General features: G+C 49.0%; 12 protein-coding genes. 6 read left to right on the top strand and 6 right to left on the bottom strand.

Going from position 1 to position 16,654, the window contains the following annotated elements:
* Nucleotides 1–5: 5 nt before the first annotated feature.
* Nucleotides 6–2,147, bottom strand: a complete 2,142-nt coding sequence (locus MHM93_RS06905) for a TonB-dependent siderophore receptor (RefSeq protein ID WP_239448472.1) — start codon at nt 2,145–2,147, stop codon at nt 6–8.
* A gap of 306 nt (nt 2,148–2,453) precedes the next feature.
* Between MHM93_RS06905 and MHM93_RS06900 the strand changes: the two genes are divergently transcribed.
* Nucleotides 2,454–4,286 carry a fasciclin domain-containing protein gene (locus MHM93_RS06900; RefSeq protein WP_343224157.1) on the top strand — a complete coding sequence of 611 codons (1,833 nt, stop codon included), beginning with the start codon at nt 2,454–2,456 and terminating at the stop codon, nt 4,284–4,286.
* A gap of 67 nt (nt 4,287–4,353) precedes the next feature.
* Here MHM93_RS06900 and MHM93_RS06890 read toward each other — a convergent pair whose 3' ends face one another.
* On the bottom strand, nt 4,354–8,526 hold the full coding sequence (locus MHM93_RS06890) for a DEAD/DEAH box helicase (RefSeq protein WP_239448471.1): 4,173 nt from the start codon (nt 8,524–8,526) through the stop codon (nt 4,354–4,356).
* Nucleotides 8,527–8,648: 122 nt separating this feature from the next.
* Here MHM93_RS06890 and MHM93_RS06885 point away from each other — a divergent pair, with 122 nt between their 5' ends.
* Nucleotides 8,649–9,335: an SDR family oxidoreductase gene (locus MHM93_RS06885; RefSeq protein ID WP_045979392.1), complete on the top strand. Its 687-nt coding sequence runs from the start codon at nt 8,649–8,651 to the stop codon at nt 9,333–9,335.
* Nucleotides 9,336–9,375: 40 nt separating this feature from the next.
* On the opposite strand, the gene MHM93_RS06880 is transcribed toward MHM93_RS06885, so the two are convergent.
* The gene (locus tag MHM93_RS06880) at nt 9,376–10,530 is read right to left on the bottom strand and encodes an iron-containing alcohol dehydrogenase (protein ID WP_239448470.1); all 1,155 of its coding nucleotides are present in this window, start codon (nt 10,528–10,530) and stop codon (nt 9,376–9,378) included.
* Between the two features lie 12 nt (nt 10,531–10,542).
* Nucleotides 10,543–11,397, bottom strand: coding sequence for a type 1 glutamine amidotransferase domain-containing protein (locus MHM93_RS06875; protein WP_138587970.1), 855 nt, complete (start codon nt 11,395–11,397; stop codon nt 10,543–10,545).
* Between the two features lie 103 nt (nt 11,398–11,500).
* Here MHM93_RS06875 and MHM93_RS06870 point away from each other — a divergent pair, with 103 nt between their 5' ends.
* The 3 genes from MHM93_RS06870 (at nt 11,501) to MHM93_RS06860 (ending at nt 14,330) form a co-directional block, all read left to right on the top strand.
* Entirely contained in the window at nt 11,501–12,409 is a 909-nt protein-coding gene (locus MHM93_RS06870; protein WP_045979389.1) for a LysR family transcriptional regulator, read from the top strand.
* A 71-nt stretch (nt 12,410–12,480) separates the two neighbouring features.
* Nucleotides 12,481–14,013, top strand: coding sequence for a carbon-nitrogen hydrolase family protein (locus MHM93_RS06865; RefSeq protein WP_022945005.1), 1,533 nt, complete (start codon nt 12,481–12,483; stop codon nt 14,011–14,013).
* Nucleotides 14,013–14,330 (top strand): multidrug efflux SMR transporter, encoded by a 318-nt coding sequence (locus MHM93_RS06860; protein WP_022945006.1) that lies wholly within the window; start codon nt 14,013–14,015, stop codon nt 14,328–14,330. The genes MHM93_RS06865 and MHM93_RS06860 overlap by 1 nt, the downstream gene beginning before the upstream one ends.
* Here the strand turns inward: MHM93_RS06860 and MHM93_RS06855 are convergent.
* Nucleotides 14,327–14,794 (bottom strand): hypothetical protein, encoded by a 468-nt coding sequence (locus MHM93_RS06855; RefSeq protein ID WP_239448469.1) that lies wholly within the window; start codon nt 14,792–14,794, stop codon nt 14,327–14,329. The two genes, MHM93_RS06860 and MHM93_RS06855, sit on opposite strands and share 4 nt — an antisense overlap.
* Before the next feature lie 232 nt (nt 14,795–15,026).
* Here MHM93_RS06855 and MHM93_RS06850 point away from each other — a divergent pair, with 232 nt between their 5' ends.
* On the top strand, nt 15,027–15,548 hold the full coding sequence (locus MHM93_RS06850; RefSeq protein WP_239448468.1) for a hypothetical protein: 522 nt from the start codon (nt 15,027–15,029) through the stop codon (nt 15,546–15,548).
* Between the two features lie 97 nt (nt 15,549–15,645).
* Here the strand turns inward: MHM93_RS06850 and MHM93_RS06845 are convergent, their stop codons facing one another.
* Nucleotides 15,646–16,518 (bottom strand): DMT family transporter, encoded by an 873-nt coding sequence (locus MHM93_RS06845; protein ID WP_239448467.1) that lies wholly within the window; start codon nt 16,516–16,518, stop codon nt 15,646–15,648.
* Between the last annotated feature and the right edge of the window lie 136 nt (nt 16,519–16,654).

Here is a 16,654-nt window from a genome sequence, read left to right as displayed (position 1 = left end):
ATTCCTTAAAAACGATACTTGGCGCTCACATAAATGCGACGAGGTTCGCCAGGGAAGTGCCCTGTACGGGTAATAAAGCCGCTGGATGCATACTCTTTGTCGAAGAGGTTTTTAACCGAGAGCTGCCATTGCCAGTTTTGATACTGGGTTTGCCATGCCATATTGTAAATGGTGTAAGGCTTCACCGGCAATCCACCTAGGCTCATTTGCTCGTCGACATAGTCTAAACCTGCGGAAATTGATGAGTTAAGCTGTGGCAGCTCATAGCGAGTCCAGACTCCCAGCGTGTTTTGTGGCGCATTAGCAAACTTGTCGCTGTCGGGAATTTGGTTGCGAATGCTATCACTGGATTCGGTGATTCGCGTGTCGTTGTATGCATAGCTTGCGGTGATCACCCAACGCTCGGTAATATCTCCCACCACTTCCAGCTCAATCCCCTTACTTTGCACTTCTCCCAAGGCCACCAGATCATCGGTGCCATCATTGCCAATATCACCGAGCAAGCTGGGCTGTAAGATATTCTCGCGAACAATATCGTAGGTGGCAATGTTCACCGCGAGGCTGTCATCGAAAAGCTTAGTTCTTAGTCCTAACTCATTGATACGGCTGTGTTCTGGGTCAAACGGGCCACCAGCAGCAGGGTCTTGATTGCTCGCGCTTTGCGGCACAAATCCGGTACCGTGCAAGGCATAAGGGAAGAACATGTTATTGATGTTATAGCTCGTACCGAGACGATAAGTTATATCGCTGTCGGAGAATTCGGTGTGATTGAGCTCATCACGGTCTTCAAAGTGATCGTAACGTAGCCCTGCAGTCACACTCCATTGGTCAGTTAAATCGACTTGGTCTTGTGCATAGACACCCCAACGCGTCAGCGTGGTCTCGCTCAAGCGAGAGGCAATGGCGTCCATGTTATAGTCGGCGCGTGAAGTCAGGCCATACTCTGGGTTGTGTAGGTCGAGCCCGGGCACGGGGCCGCCTTTACTCTGTTGTCGTGCGGTACGGTAATCGCCAGCAAAGTCATGTTTATACCAATCACTACCAAGCAGTATTTGATGCTGCGTATCGCCAAGTTGTAACTCAGCAATGGCGTTGGCTGTTAGACTAAAACCTTCATTTTCGCGTATTTGATCACGAAATTCGCGATGGCTCCAGTCAGCCACGCCGTCGTTGTCAGTATCGACTAGGCCGCGAGGCTCATGATAATTCTGCAGTTCCTCGTTGTCGAAGTAACGTGCGGTGATATCCATTCGCCAAGTATCATTCAGGTCATGTTTTATAATGGCTTGATAAACATGGGCCTCAACGTTTTGAAAGTCAGTCGCTTCGTTGTGATTCCAACTAATATCGGTGATGAAGTTACCTTGTTCGTCTACAGGAACGCCACGCAAGCGTGCGCCACCTAGCTCTTGTTCTATATAGGTATACTGTAGCGTCAGCTCGGTATCGTGAGTGGCCAGCCAGGTATAGCCCAGATCGACAATGGTGTTGTCGGTGGTAGTGTTGGCGCGAAAGGGCTCTTCGCTATCGCGGTATAGACCAACGCGATAGGCATGAGCGTCGGAATCACTGATGGCGCCGGTGCTTTCAAACGCTCCGCTAAGATAATCATCATTCCCAATCTCTAGTTCTACCGTGGTTTGCTCACTAAACTGCGGCTTTTTAGTCACGTAGTTAATAATGCCGCCTGGGTTACCACTGCCATACACTGCGCCAGCTGGCCCTTTGAGCACGGCGACTTGTTCAATATTAAATAGCTGGGGAACAGCAAAACCATTAAATGGGTCGCCCTTTACACCATCATAGAGAATTTCGTCTTGGCGAAAGCCGCGAAAGGTTACCCCAGAATAACTAAACGCATTAACACCGGCGATATTGCTGTATAAATCGGTGATCTGGCGTGCAGCTTGATCGCTTATTAATGCTTGTGGCAGTACCTGAATCGACTGTGGAATTTTTTCCAAAGGCGTGTTGGTGCGGGTACCGAAACTTGATTCTGTGGGCCGATAAAGAGAAAACGCGCGACCAACTACCTCAATTTTCTCTATGGTATCGTTATTCGCTTGATCTTGCTCGGTGGCCGTATTGGCAAGAGTAAGAGCCGGTAAAGAGCTAATTACAGCTAAGAAAATAGAACAGTAGCGCATAGTTATTGTAGTAAGTAAAACTGAAAACAGAGCTTAAGTATAATGAAAATAATTATCACTTACAATGTGGTTGTATAAAATTGAGCAATAGTTAGGAGCACTCTTGATGCTTTTTACTTGCTCTGAAAACGATAGAAATCTCAATTTATTTAGATAGTTACTATGTGCTTATGATAGAGAGAATCACAGTTGTTTGTTGATGATGTAGGCACAGCTTGTATAAATAAAGTAACACTTTATTGATCTTTTATTATCGTTACCGACGTAGTTGAGTTTGCTGTCTCACTTAAAAAAAGGAAAGCAAACGTGAAAGACTATCTGAAATTAACGCTCATAGCAGGTTTGTTGGCGCTTACTACTGCTTGTAGCGATGATGATGACAACGATACTGCTGTCGTCGAGCCGCCCGAAGCGCCCATTACTACAGTGGTTGATGTTGCCGCTGCGTCTGAGGATTTTGAAACCTTGACCGCTGCACTTCAGGCCACCGGGCTAGATGCCACTCTCAGCGATACCGACAGCCAATTTACAGTGTTCGCACCCACTGATGACGCCTTTGCCTTGCTTGGGCAAGAAACCATTGATGCCTTGCTTGAGGACCCTGATACCCTCTCGGCGATCCTCACTTATCATGTTTTGGACTCTCGGGTCAGCTCAAGTGCCGCAATTGACGCCGCAGGCTCAACCATTGCGACAGTCAATGGTGCAGCATTAGGCTTGTCTTTATCTGGCGACCAGTTATTGGTCAACACGGCCACCGTGACCACCACGGATATTAGCGCCAACAACGGCGTGATCCATGTGATTGATGCGGTATTGACGCCGCCACAATCGCAACCGCAGCAGCCAACGATGAATATTATTGAAACAGCGGTTGCCAGCGACGACTTCACCACCTTGGCGGCGGCCCTTGAAGCGACTAATTTGGTCGCAACCTTGAGTGATGAATCACAGGAGTTCACTGTTTTTGCTCCGACTGATGCGGCTTTTGCGGCATTAGGGCAAGCCACTATCGACACGTTACTGGCCAACCCTGAAGTGCTCAAAGAGATTTTGTTGCAACATGTTGTCAGTGGCTCGGTAGACTCAATCACGGCATTTTCTTTGAATGGCCAACAAGCACAGACGGTATCAGGCAATCAGATAGATATAACCATTGATGGCGAAAACGACACGCTAAAATTTGGTGATGCCACAGTGACCATGACAGACATCCAAACTACTAACGGTATTATCCATGTGCTCGATACTGTTGTTGTTGGTGAAGTTCAAGTTCCGGCACCAGCACAATCTGTGGTCGATGTCGCCGTCGGTAATGGCAACTTCAGCACTTTGGTGGCGGCTTTGCAAACCACCGGGCTGGATACCACTTTAGCCGATTTAGATCGTGAATTTACCGTTTTTGCCCCGACCGATGCGGCCTTTGAACAGCTTGACCAAGCTACTGTCGATGCGCTATTTGCCGACGCTGAAGCGCTATCAGATTTGTTGCTTTATCACGTACTTCCTGATGCCACAGTGCAATCAGACGCGGCCATTGCTGTGGCTAACTCAGAGCAGCCGATGATCACCATGGCCAATGGCGATACAGCGACGTTATCGTTGCAAAATGACATGTTGTACATTGACAATGCGCAGGTAACCACCGCCAATGTGGCTGCTGACAACGGTGTTATTCATGTGATTGATAGCGTGCTAATGCCGCCTAGTGAGCAGTCAATCGTGGATGTTGCCGTAGCCGATGGTAATTTCACAACCCTAGTCAGTGCGTTGCAAGAGGCTGGGCTTGAGCAAACCTTGGCAGACTTAGAGCGCGAGTTTACGGTGTTTGCTCCCACCGATGCGGCGTTTGATAAGCTTGACCAAGCGACCTTAGATGCGCTGTTAGCCGATCCTGAAGCGCTTACAAATGTACTTTTATATCATGTAGTTGCTGATGCTACGGTGAACTCTGATGCGGCCATTGATATCGCTAATTCAGACAACCCAATGGTCACCATGGCCAATGGTGATATGAGCACTTTGTCACTGCAAGATGGAGCGCTGTATATCGACGAGTCGGTGGTGAGCTCGGCGGATGTGGCAAGTGACAATGGCGTCATCCACGTCATCGACACCGTTTTGATGCCCATGCAATAAGTACAACTCAGTGTAGACAGCCGGCCCGCTTATTTAAGCGGGCTTTTGTGCTTGCTGTGGTACAGAGTTAAAAGGTGTCTTTAAGCATAGCCATCATCTCGCTGACACTGAGCTGTGCAGTGCTATCAAAATCACTGAGTAAGGTGTCGGCTAATTCGCGCTTGTGCTGATGCAGGGCGAGAATCTTTTCTTCAATAGTGCCTTTGGCAATGAGTCGGTAGATGGTCACTGGTCGTGTTTGCCCCATACGGTGAACGCGATCAGAAGCCTGTTGCTCCACCGCTGGGTTCCACCAAGGATCCATGTGAATAACATAGTCGGCCGCCGTGAGGTTCAAGCCTGAGCCACCGGCTTTAAGGCTAATTAAGAACACTTCCCCTTGGCCTTGCTGGAAGGCCTCAATACGTGCTTTGCGCGCAGCGGCTGGGGTGCTGCCGTCTAGATATTGATAGGCGATGCCACGGCGCTTAATATGCGCTTCCAATAACCGCAAATGGCCGACAAATTGGCTAAAAATAAGTGCTTTATGATTATTCTCAAGTAGCTCCTGTAGTAGTTCATCAAGGGCTTCGAGTTTACTACTGGTTAAGGTGCTTTGTGGCATTGCTAATTGTGGGTGACAACTAGCCTGACGCAACTTAGTCAACTGCGCCAACATTTGGATGCGTTGTTCACCGGGGTTATCGAGCTGCTCTAGTTGTTGCAGTTGCTCAAGGGCCTGCTGGCGCAGCGCTTCATAAAAATGCTGTTCTTCGTCGCTCAATGGGACTAACTGGTTAATCTCAGTCTTTTGCGGCAGCTCCTGCAAAACTTGCGACTTTAAGCGGCGTAGCATAAAAGGTTTGATCAGTTCCTTGAGTGCCCGGCGTGCCTTTAAGGCCTTGGCCGGCTCCTGATCGGCATTATCAATGATGTGGGTAAAGCGGCGACTAAAGCGTTTTAAGTTGCCCAGCAAACCAGGGTTAATAAAGCGAAACAAACTCCACAATTCGGTGAGGTTGTTCTCAATGGGGGTGCCTGTGGTGATCAGTTTAAATTCGCCTTTTAGGGCGTACGCAGCGCGAGTGCGTTTAGCCAGCGGGTTTTTTAACGCCTGAGCTTCGTCGGCAATAATGCTATGCCAGCGGATGGGCTCAAGTAACTCAATATGACGCTGTAGTTGCTGGTAGCTGATCACTAAACCATCGCCGGCGCCAAGCGCCTGCACTTTTTGCGCTCTGCTCTGGTGATCTTTTAGTTCTGAGAATTGTGTTAGCGTTAAGGTCGGAGCGAAGTGCTGCGCCTCTTGCTGCCAATTAAAGCACACCGAGGTAGGGGCAATGATCAGCGCTGGGCCATCCCCGGCGCGGGCAACTAAAACCGCCAAAGCCTGCACCGTTTTACCTAAGCCCATATCGTCGGCTAAACATCCTCCCGCCCCCCAGTGGGCGAGACGCATGGCCCAGTCAAAACCTTGCAATTGATAGTCGCGCAAATGTGCTTGAAAGGTGCTGGGGAGTGGCGGCTGTAACGTATTGGCTTCACGCATGCGGCGATCTAATTGTTCCCAGCCAGGCACAGTTTGCATGCGCATACCTGTGGTATGGTCGCGAATTAAGCGGCTGGTTAGCGGGTGATATAAGCCCTGATCGGCAGCCCCGCTGAGCACTTCGAGCTGCTGTTTGAGTTGCTCACTGAGCGCCACAATACGATTATCTTCCAAGGTAATAAAGCGCCCCCCACTGGTGGCGAAAGCGGTGATCAAAGCCTGCCATTCCAGCACCTTGCCATCGTCCAATGTGGCGCTGCCGGTAATATCAAACCACTCATTTTTTTGGCTGATACTGAGTTGTAAATGCTCACTTTTTAGTGGCTGCGTCAAGGTAATAGCTTTTCCTCGCGGCCAACGCAGCTTGAGCGGTAAATCAGGGTGTTGGTTGGCTAACGCCAATTGTAATTGCTCTAAAGTGACCAGCGCAGGTTGCCAATCGGGTTGTGACAAGCTGGTGTCGCTCATGGCCCGGAAATCACTGCAATGCTCATCAAGTTGCTCGAGCAAACGTTGTTCGTAGGCGAGATCGCGCTGTAGAGCAATACGCTTGCCGTCAATATGAGCACTGACATTGCGGCTGCCCACCCCTGGCTTCATGGTCGGGCCATGCTCGCCAAAAGGCATCACTACGCAGTCGAACTTTAACCCCGACGCCAAAGGGGTGATGTTGATCACTAATTCAGCAGCGGGTTCTGTTTGTATGAGTGCTTCGCCGATGCCATCGATGTCTGACTCGATGTTTATCAATGGCGCAATAGCGCGGATGCTTTGCAGTGCTTTTGCTTTCGCGTGACTGGGTATGGTGAGCCCCGCTTCGCCAACGATATTAACCACTTGCAGGTGCTGTTGCTGAAAAATGGTGAACTCACACACCCCAGGGCGAGGCATACGTACCGAGGTAAGTGGCGGCTCTGCCTGATAAATCTGGGTGGGCAACTGGGCGATACTGAGGCTAAGCTCATCGCCATGGGTGACGATGCGGAGGCTAGGCTCGCGCTGCACCAGCTCCAAAGCATGGCCTTGCTCATCAACAATATTGTCGGCGCCGACGGCACAGGGTAGGGCGCTGGCAAGGGGTAAATGGTATTCTTTGCTGCGGTAGAAGTCATGGCCGGTGCGCACGTCGATTTGGGCGCAGATAGCCTGGTCTTGGTGGCTCAGGTTAAAGCTCTGAGGCTCTTTATGCAGGCGCTGTAACGACACGGCTTTGCCTTTACTCCAACCATGTTTACTGCGTTTTTGTTGTTTTGGTTTGAGTGTTGCTGCAAAACGCTCAGAGGTTAATTGCCATACTAACCGAGTGTCTTCATCGCGTGTGTTGTCAGTTTGAGTATCAAGCGCAAGCAGCTGTTCAAGGGCGATATCCCAGCTTTCTTGGCTTCGGAGTAAATGCGCAATGTTGATGGGAACGTCGGTAGATAAGCCGTCAAACTGCTGCAAAAAAGCGCCAAACAGCTGGCATTGGCTATGTTCGAAGAAACGTTGAGCTGGGTCTTTGAGCGCTAATAACCACGGCTCCGGTGATTGCGAACTCCAGCGGTACGCTGCCAGCGCAAACACCACATAAAGCTGATAATTCAACTCCCCTTTACGACAGAAACCCAAGTAATCGGCGCGAAATCGGTAACTATCACGGCCTTTGAGATGATGCATAAAGCGCCTTAAAACCAACTCGATAGTCAGTGCAAATTCGCTGCGTTGCTTGTCTTGTTGTTGGTGATCCAGTTGCTGCTCTAGGGTCTGCAAGGGGCTGCGGTCTTGGCCACTGCCTAGAGTGAGCAAGGTGAGCTGGTAAAAAAGGCCGTAGATCCCTTCCAAGTATTGCTTTTTACGCCGTTGATATCGACTTTTGGCCTGTAGTGCCTGTTCAAATAACTGCTTCGCTGCTGCGAATTGTTGTTGTAAAAAAGCAGCACTGCCTTGCAGTAATAAACTATATAACTCGGTATCTTGCGGATTAATATGGGCCGCCAGTTGAGTGATATCGCCACGCCATAAATATTGCTCCGCCTTTAGATTGTGTAGCCAGGTGTTGTCCGGCAGTGCGACACAAGCTTGATGTAAGTACTGCACTAGTACTGCCGTGCTTTGGCCTTGTTGCCGATGTGCTGCCAGTAGGGTGGCGAAGGCTTGATACTGTAAACGTGCATCCAGGGTCTTGAACTTATCAAGGTTAAAGGGATAGAACACCAAGCCGCACAGCGCCGGACTTTGTTGCCAATCAAGTTGTAGCGGGTTTTTAGGCAGTGCCAACAGCTCCATCACCCGCTTGTGTTCACCAAGGAAATACATATCGCGAATAAGGCGACGCTGATCGGCGGTTTGCTCTTGCCACTGGTAACTACTCAACACCGGCACCACGGTCTCGGCAGCGGTTAACGTTGCCAAGTAATGATTTTTAGCTATGGCGCTGCGCACCAGTGAATTGGCGACTAAACGGTTAATAACCACGCCGTGGCGACTTTGCTGCACCAGTTCTAAGGCTTTTAACTCGGTAATGGCATGTTTCAAGGTTTTGTCGCTGAAGTGCGCGATTGCAGCCATGTCCGGATGCTGCACAATGCGTGTCAGGGCATGCAACTCAATCGGTTTATAAATGGCGGCTAACACTCGGGCAAGGTGTTGTTGCTCTTGGCTAAGCTCATTAAAGCGGTGCAATAGCTCAGCAATGGTGTCGTTCAATTCAGCGGTTAGGGCGATAAAATGCATGGTTATGGCAGTGCAATGGCGATTGCGACACGCTAGCAAAGCCAAGGTTTTTGCACAAGTGGGTTGTTTTTGCCTGTAACCCCCCAAGGTCTATAAGGTCAGTTTAATTAAAAGGAGAGTGTATGAGCGAGAAAATAGTGTTGATCACTGGCGCTTCCAGCGGTATTGGTGAAGCCACAGCACGCAAACTTGTGGCTGAGGGGCATAAGGTGGCATTGACCGCGCGCAGTGAGGATAAGCTTACTCAGTTGGTACAAGAGCTTGGCGAAGACTTTGCCGTTGCGTTTGCCTGTGATGCCACCGATTATGATGCGCTTAAAGATGTTGTTGAGCGCACGGTGATGCATTATGGGCGCTTGGATGTGGCTTTTGCTAATGCCGGTACTGGAGTGAGCAAAGCGGGCACAGAAAAGGGCGACCCACAGCAATGGCAGAAGATGATAGACATTAATATTAATGCCTTGCTATATACCGCTCATGCCAGCTTGCCACATTTGCGGAAAACCCAAGGGCAATTCATTCTTACTAGCTCGGTTGCTGGGCGCATGCCATTGAAGGGGTCTATTTATGGCGCGAGCAAGTGGTTTGCCTATGGCTTTGGGCAAAACCTGGCGCTAGAGATGGCTCAGTGGCAGGGGCGTTGCACCACTATCACCCCAGGCATGGTAGACACGCCATTTTTCGACGAACCAAAACCGGATAAGCTTGCTGCGGACGATATTGCCGACGCGGTTTACTATGCTATCAGCGCTGATGCTAGGGCTAATGTGCGTGAAGTGCATGTCATGCCGACGCAGATGGACAGCTAGCAAGATTGATAAGTAAGGGCCGCTTGGCGGCCCTATCACCTTAGCGTGCCAGTTCGAGAATGGACTGGGCAACTTGAGGGGTAATATCACCGTGTTCGCCGAGTTCATGCAAACCATTGCGACGCAGGTTCTCAGCTGCTTCGCTAGCCGCTTGGCTATCTAATCCGTAATCACTAAGGCGGGTTTTCACCCCCATCTGCTCGAAGAAATCTTGCACCGCTTTGATGGTGGCATCGATTAGTGCCTCTTCATCGGCATTCTCTAAAGCGAAGACACGCCGTCCTAGCTGCGTGATTTTCTCACGCTTTTGCTCTTTTTTCACAAACATTAGCGCCGGTAGCACAATGGCCAAAGTTTGCGCGTGGTCGAGGTTGTAAAGCGCTGTCAGCTCATGGCCTATCATGTGCGTGGCCCAATCTTGCGGCACGCCTTTACCAATTAAGCCATTAAGTGCCATGGTCGCTGACCACATGATATTAGCCCGTACAGCGTAATCATGCGGTGTACTTAGCGCTTGCGGGCCTTGCTCAATAAGAGTCGACAAAATGCCTTCGGCAAAACGGTCCTGCAGCGGCGCGTTCACCGGGTAGGTTAAGTACTGTTCAATCACATGGACAAAGGCATCAACCACACCATTAGCCACTTGCCGAGTGGGCAGCGAATAGGTGTAAGTTGGGTCTAATACCGCAAATTGGGGTTGCACTAAAGGCGAGCCAAATGCGCGCTTTTGCTGTGTGGCCTTTTTGGTAACAACCGAATTACCGTTACTCTCCGACCCCGTGGCCGGCAGTGTAAGCACGGCGCCAATAGGCAGTGCGCTTGTTACCTCAGCCCCTTCGACAAGAATATCCCAACCGTCGCCAGGATAGTGCGCTGCTGCGGCAATATATTTCGCACCATCGATCACGCTGCCACCGCCAACGGCAAGAATAAAGTTGATATCTTGCTCTTTGACCACTTGCAGAGCCTCACTGAGAGTTTCATAGGTGGGGTTAGGCTCCACTCCGGCGAACTCAACAAATTCGAACCCGGCAAGGGCGGCGACGACATCGTCATAAACGCCGTTTTTCTTAATTGAACCGCCACCGTATAGCAATAAGATTTTGTCATTGCTATTAAGGCGCTCGGCGATAAGCTTGCTTTGGCCTTCGCCAAAAAGGATCTCTGTGGTGTTTTTAAATTCAAAGTTTAACATGGTGTTACTACCCTACTGGCTACGTTGACGCAATGCGGAAATAAGTGCATCGGCAAGTTTGTTATCGGAAAAAGGGTTTTGCGCGGTGATCAGCTCTCTATCAACCACTACATTAGGTTGCCACTTGTCGGCAAAGCTCATATCGCCACCGGCTTGGGCCATGGCTTTGGCTGGATAATAACGTAGTTTTTTACCTGCCAACGAGGCTTCAAAGCTAGCTTCCTCGGGGTTTGAGAAAATAGTCATACGGTAACCATCATAGAGCCAGTCTGTGGCTGACGCGTTTTGCCCAGAGGCAATCTTTTGCTCGTAAGCGCTGGGGTTTTGCTGTGCTGATAACAGCGCGATAGGCCCGTGGCAAATAGCCGCTGTTGGTTTCTGCTGACGATGAAAGTGCGCCAAAATAGTGCCTACTTCTGGGTTATTGGCCAAATCTATCAAAGGAGCGTGGCCACCAGGAATGAATACGCCGCTGTACTGGTCTAGGCCGTTGTCGATCACTTGCGTGAGGCTCAAGGTGTCGTTAATGCCATCTAAGTTCGCCACAACCTTTTCAATACGTGCCATTTCTTGTTCATTACCCCCAAAGTACATGGCTTTGACCGAGTTTTCATCTACTTGTGGGGCGTTCCCTTTCGGTGTTGCAAGCACTAACTCATAGCCCGCTTTTTGTAACTTATCAGCGGGTACGCCAAATTCATTGAGGTAATACCCTGTTTCATAGGTACTGCCATCGGCGAGGGTCATGTGCGTTTCACTAGAGAGCAGCACCAGCACTTGCTCTGCATTGCTATTGGCGCTAACGGTCGCCGTGGTTAGTAAGGTCGCCACAGTGGCGATTAGGGTGGTAATTGATTTGATACGCATACTTGCTCCATTCAAGTTTAGGATGAGACAAGTATAACGGAGGGCTATAATAAGCAGAATTCAGTTTAATTTGGGTTAGGTATAAAATATCTGATATCAGTTTATGTCTTACTTTGTGCAATTACGAACCTTCGTTGAAGTCTATCGCTGTTTGAATATCTCTCGAGCGGCGAAAAATCTGGGGCTATCACAGCCGGCGGCGACAGCGCATATTCAAACAGTGGAGTCGGCCGTGGGAAAATCGCTCTTTACGCGCCGTCATCGCGGGGTTGAGCCGACCAACATAGCGCATGAGTTGGCGGCCCAGTTGGGCAGCCATTTCGATGCCATAGAACAAAAAATGGCGTCAACGCGCAGTCGCTCTACCGATGTGCAAGGAACCATTACCCTCGCCGGGCCCGCCGAATACATTAGTTACGTGGCCTCTGCGCAGCTTGCAAATCTATTGCAGGGGGGCAATGTGACGGTCACCATCTTGCCCGGTAACCGCGAGCAAATTTATTCGGCATTGGACAGCGGCAATGCCGATTTAGCGATCACCGCCTCATTACCCGATAGTAAGGTTTATGACTATCAGGTGCTCGATAGTGAGAGGCTGATGCTGGTTGCACACCGCTTGCTTGCCGATGCGCTTGCCCAAGCACCAATCGATGCCAGCGTTTTAAACACTTTACCAGTGGTGAGCTATGATGCTCAGCTACCACTTATTCGAGAATATTTTGACGTGATTTTTAAAGCTCATTGTCGCTCGCCAATCGTAGCGACCTGCCCTGATATTCGTGCTCTGGCGGGGATTGTGCGCACCGGCGTGGGTTATTCGGTGTTGCCGGACTACTTGTGTCATGACGATATTCGCAGCGGACGTTTGGTACAGCTGGGCCCCGAAGGACCGGAAAACAATATTTATCTGGCCTGGCGTAAAGGCGCGTTGGCACACCCTAGAGTTAACTATGCGCGAGACATTATGATGGCGTTTTCCAACATTAATCGCTACGCATTTCATCGCGAATAAGTGTATTGGCTCTTTTGTTTTGCCTGCACTAACACCACAATAGAGTTTTACAGTGCCCATGGGAGGGAATGATGTCGGTAGAAAAAACCCGCTTAGCCATTTGTAATCTGACCAAAGAGCAATACCCACAGATTAAAACACTGATGGACGAAGCTTACCCCGATTTAGGTGGTGCCTGGCCTAGCCACACGATTTTCCGTTTGATTGACCAGTTTCCCGAAGGGCAAATTGGCATTGTTGATGATGAGCAGTTAGTAGGCATCGCCCTCAGTGTGCAGGTTGACTATGCGCGCTTCTCTAACCCTCATACTTATGATGATATCGTCGATGGCCATGACCGAGTGTTTAGCGACCCTAATGGCGATGCATTGTACGGCTTAGATGTGGCGATTGCTGCGAGTCACCGAGGCATGCGTTTAGGAAGGCGTTTGTATGATGCGCGTAAAGAGCTATGCCGACAGTATAATTTAAGGGCTATTTTAGCCGGAGGTCGTATACCGCTCTATCACAACTATCGCGCCCAGATGTCGCCTATGGAATACATCGAAAAAGTGGATAGGAAAGAGGTGTATGACCCAATCCTCAGCTTTCAGCTTGCCAACGACTTTCAGGTCAAGCGGCTGTTAAAAAAGTACCTGCCAGAGGATGAAGAGTCGGTGGGTTATGCCACCTTACTGGAGTGGAATAATATTCTCTTTGAGCCTACCGATACGGTTATTGAAAGCACCAAGTCGATTGTTCGTGTGGGTGCGGTGCAATGGCAGATGCGCAGTGTTGAAAGCGTCGATGAGCTGCTTAAGCAAGTGGAGTATTTTGTCGATACCGTTTCCGACTACCAAAGCGATTTCATCCTCTTCCCTGAGTTCTTCAATATGCCGTTGATGGGCATACAAGAACATCGCAGCCAGACCGAGGCGATTCGCTTTTTAGCTGAGTATACCAGCACGCTCGTTGAGGCGATGTCGCGTATGGCGGTGGAGTACAACGCCAATATTATCACCGGCTCAATGCCGGTTGCTGAGAATGACACTATTTATAATGTCAGTTATCTGTGCCATCGCAGTGGTAAAGTGGATGAACAACGCAAAATCCATATTACACCTCATGAGGCCAACGACTGGGTGATCCAAGGTGGTGATAAAATAGCGGTATTTGATACTGATGCCGGGCGAGTAGGAATTCAAATTTGCTACGACGTAGAGTTTCCGGAACTGGCGCGTATTCTTGCCGAGCAGGGATTGGATATTCTCTTTGTACCCTTTTGGACTGATACTAAAAACAGCTACTTACGCGTGCGCCACTGTGCCCAAGCGCGCGCCATTGAAAATGAATGCTATGTAGTCATCGCAGGCAGTGTGGGTAATTTACCGGAAGTGGAAAGTTTAGACGTGCAGTACTCGCAAGCTGCGGTATTAACGCCATCGGATTTTTCTTTTCCTCATGATGCTTGCTTGAACGAAGCCACGCCTAACACTGAGATGTTGTTGTTCTCTGATCTTGATATGGATAAGTTGAAAATTCTCCACAGTGAAGGCACAGTGCGCAACCTTAAGGATCGTCGCGATGATCTGTACCAAGTAAAGTTAGTTAAAGGAGCCTCTTAATGGCGTGGTTGTATTTGATTTGCGCAGGGTTATTTGAAATTGGTTGGCCAGTGGGGTTAAAACTGGCTCAGGAGCCACAAACGCGCTGGTTAGGGATAGCCATGGCAATTGTATTTATGGGTGTTAGTGGCTTTTTACTTTGGCTGGCGCAAAAGACCATTCCTATTGGCACTGCCTATGCGGTTTGGACAGGCATAGGCGCGGCAGGCACCTTCTTGGTTGGGGTGTTTTTCTACGGCGATAGCTCATCATTAATGCGTTATTTCGGCGTGTTATTGATTATCGCTGGAGTGATTACCTTAAAGGTGGCGAACTAAGGGTAGGTGACGGTGATTAAATCACCGTCGACCACACACTTAAAAATTTTATCATTTATCCATTTTTGGCTTACCATATAAGTGCTTGTGCCCACCTCCTCTTGAGTGGTGACGACATCCTTATCGATATGCAGTAACTCGCCACTACTAGGTAATAGCATTGACATCCAACCATATTCCTCTGGGGTACCTAGGTGTAGAACCCAAAACAGCCTTGCTTCTTGCCAAAACATATAAGTGTATTCGCTGCCTTCGCGGTAGTGAGCAACATAAAAGTGATGCTGCCCCGATAGTTCAGGTCTTCTTTGCTCGATAACTTGTAATAAGGTGGATTTAAAGTAGTTAAAACCTGGGTTATCCGTTATGGAAGTTAGCTCTTTATCTTTAGAATGAGCCTGTGCAGTGAACATCATTAAGAGGATAACGATAAGGGTAATATAAGTGAGCTGCTTAGTTCCTTGCATGGGGTGTTCCTTTTCTATCCGTGCCCAAGAATATTACTACATACAATGGCTATTAAATAAATGAGATAAGCAGTTTTGAGCCTAAAAGCGGTGCCTATACAACAGAGGCTTTTTCAATTAATCGCTGAGCTTCAATAGCGTAACTAAGCGAATGCAGAAAAGGCGGGCAGCGACAACAAGTAAGGGAAGATGCTTGCTCTCACCTTTAAAGTTAAACCAGGAGATTTAAACAATGAAGAGCTATCGCTTTTTCGCATCGATTATTTTTCTTTTATTAAGCCAATTCGTTAGTGCTTTTGATTGCCTCGCTATCAAAGTTACTAAGCCTATTGAAGTTGTTAATAACAAAGCCGATGTGGATTTTACTCAGGTAAAGCTTCTCCATAAAGATAAATCAGGAATTTGCTTGCCGACCCAAGACACTTATATTCTCAGTTACAATGAGAATAACATGCCATTTTTGGCTGCCAGGATACAAGGGCACACACCGAGTATCACTTTCGTCAATAAAAACGGTGTTGATTATGCGCTTGTGAAGTATTACTCGGGGAACAAACTGCTGGCCTTAAAAGGGTTTGTTTATAAACATTCTAGCTTGGAAGCGATCAGCGACTTTACACTGACGAGTAATATCAGCCGCATAGAAGTAAGTGATACAGATATCACCGTCTATAATTCAGAGCTTGGTGAAGACGATGTCACAACAACGTCGACTACCTTTGGCTTCGATACATCGGGTACGTTTATTAAATAGTCGACATAGATGTTTTGGCTCGGCATTCACCTACGTGCGTGTTGAGCCTATACCGCGTGGCAATATACAGCGCGATGTTAGTATATTTAACCCGCTGTTATCCCCACATCACTGCAATTGCTGCTATAGCAATCAGCAGCAGGCCTAGGCTGTCACGGCGCTTTACTGGCTGTTTGAGCCACAGATAGGAGATTAACATAGTGAAAAACACCTCCACTTGGCCCAAGGTTTTTACATAGGCGACGTGCTCTAAACTCATCGCACTAAACCAGCCAATAGAGCCAACGCAGCTGGTTAAGCTGATCCAAGCCGTTAGTCGCCGATATCGCCATAAGCTTAATAATGCGGGCCGATCTTTATAGCCGAGATAGGCCAGTAAAATGAGGGTTTGCAGGGTAATTACAAACAATAACACCCAAGCAGCACTATGCGGAAAGGTCAGTCCTGAACTGAGGCTCGCTTGGCGCACCCATAAAGAGGTGAGGGCGAAACTACTGCCACAGGCAAGCCCCAGTAACACCGTTGGCCCATTGAGAGCGCGTAAGCTTGGGCCCGACAACAGCATGACCGCAATGGCGCCGAGAATAACCCCAAACCAGCCCAATATCGAGAGCGTTGAGCCAAAAAATAACATACCTAAAATAGCCGCGACCAAGGCTTCGCTCTTTGCCAGCCCTGCGCCCACAGCGTAGTTGTTCATTTTGAATAATCGTACCATCAAGGCGGTGGCGAGTATTTGCATCAGCGCTGCGCCAACGACGTAGTAGAGTAAGGTCGGTGATGGGGTGATCAGCTGGGTTGGTTGAACTTGGTAAAGCACAGCAAGATAAACACCAGCGAGTGGGCCGGCAACGATAAACCGTGCAAGGGTGACCGCAAGGCTGGAGGTATGGCAACTCAGCTGGCTCTGCAGAGCGTTGCGCCAGCTTTGCGAAAAGGCCGCTAACAATGTCAACAACACCCAAGCCATGAATTCAACCAACAAGAAAAACTTTAAGTTATCATGGTGTTGTAGCGTTGGCGAATGAGGAAATTAGATACTCATTATTAACCAAGGTAATAACTACCCCAAGGTAATAACTACCCCAAGGTGCTTGTAGGCGTAG

Origin of the sequence: Pseudoalteromonas sp. MM17-2, assembly GCF_022347945.1 — a bacterium.
GTDB lineage: Bacteria > Pseudomonadota > Gammaproteobacteria > Enterobacterales > Alteromonadaceae > Pseudoalteromonas > Pseudoalteromonas ruthenica.
The sequence above is the reverse complement of the archived record's forward strand: the minus strand, read 5'-3'. Positions and strand labels throughout refer to the sequence as shown.

Bases quoted from the DNA above. Each gene is read 5' to 3' on its own strand.
- MHM93_RS06855 (WP_239448469.1), bottom strand. From the start codon at position 14,794: ATGCAAGGAACTAAGCAGCTCACTTATATTACCCTTATCGTTATCCTC.
- MHM93_RS06885 (WP_045979392.1), top strand. From the start codon at position 8,649: ATGAGCGAGAAAATAGTGTTGATCACTGGCGCTTCCAGCGGTATTGGT.
- MHM93_RS06865 (WP_022945005.1), top strand. From the start codon at position 12,481: ATGTCGGTAGAAAAAACCCGCTTAGCCATTTGTAATCTGACCAAAGAG.
- MHM93_RS06860 (WP_022945006.1), top strand. From the start codon at position 14,013: ATGGCGTGGTTGTATTTGATTTGCGCAGGGTTATTTGAAATTGGTTGG.
- MHM93_RS06875 (WP_138587970.1), bottom strand. From the start codon at position 11,397: ATGCGTATCAAATCAATTACCACCCTAATCGCCACTGTGGCGACCTTA.
- MHM93_RS06890 (WP_239448471.1), bottom strand. From the start codon at position 8,526: ATGCATTTTATCGCCCTAACCGCTGAATTGAACGACACCATTGCTGAG.
- MHM93_RS06870 (WP_045979389.1), top strand. From the start codon at position 11,501: ATGTCTTACTTTGTGCAATTACGAACCTTCGTTGAAGTCTATCGCTGT.
- MHM93_RS06850 (WP_239448468.1), top strand. From the start codon at position 15,027: ATGAAGAGCTATCGCTTTTTCGCATCGATTATTTTTCTTTTATTAAGC.
- MHM93_RS06880 (WP_239448470.1), bottom strand. From the start codon at position 10,530: ATGTTAAACTTTGAATTTAAAAACACCACAGAGATCCTTTTTGGCGAA.
- MHM93_RS06845 (WP_239448467.1), bottom strand. From the start codon at position 16,518: ATGGCTTGGGTGTTGTTGACATTGTTAGCGGCCTTTTCGCAAAGCTGG.
- MHM93_RS06905 (WP_239448472.1), bottom strand. From the start codon at position 2,147: ATGCGCTACTGTTCTATTTTCTTAGCTGTAATTAGCTCTTTACCGGCT.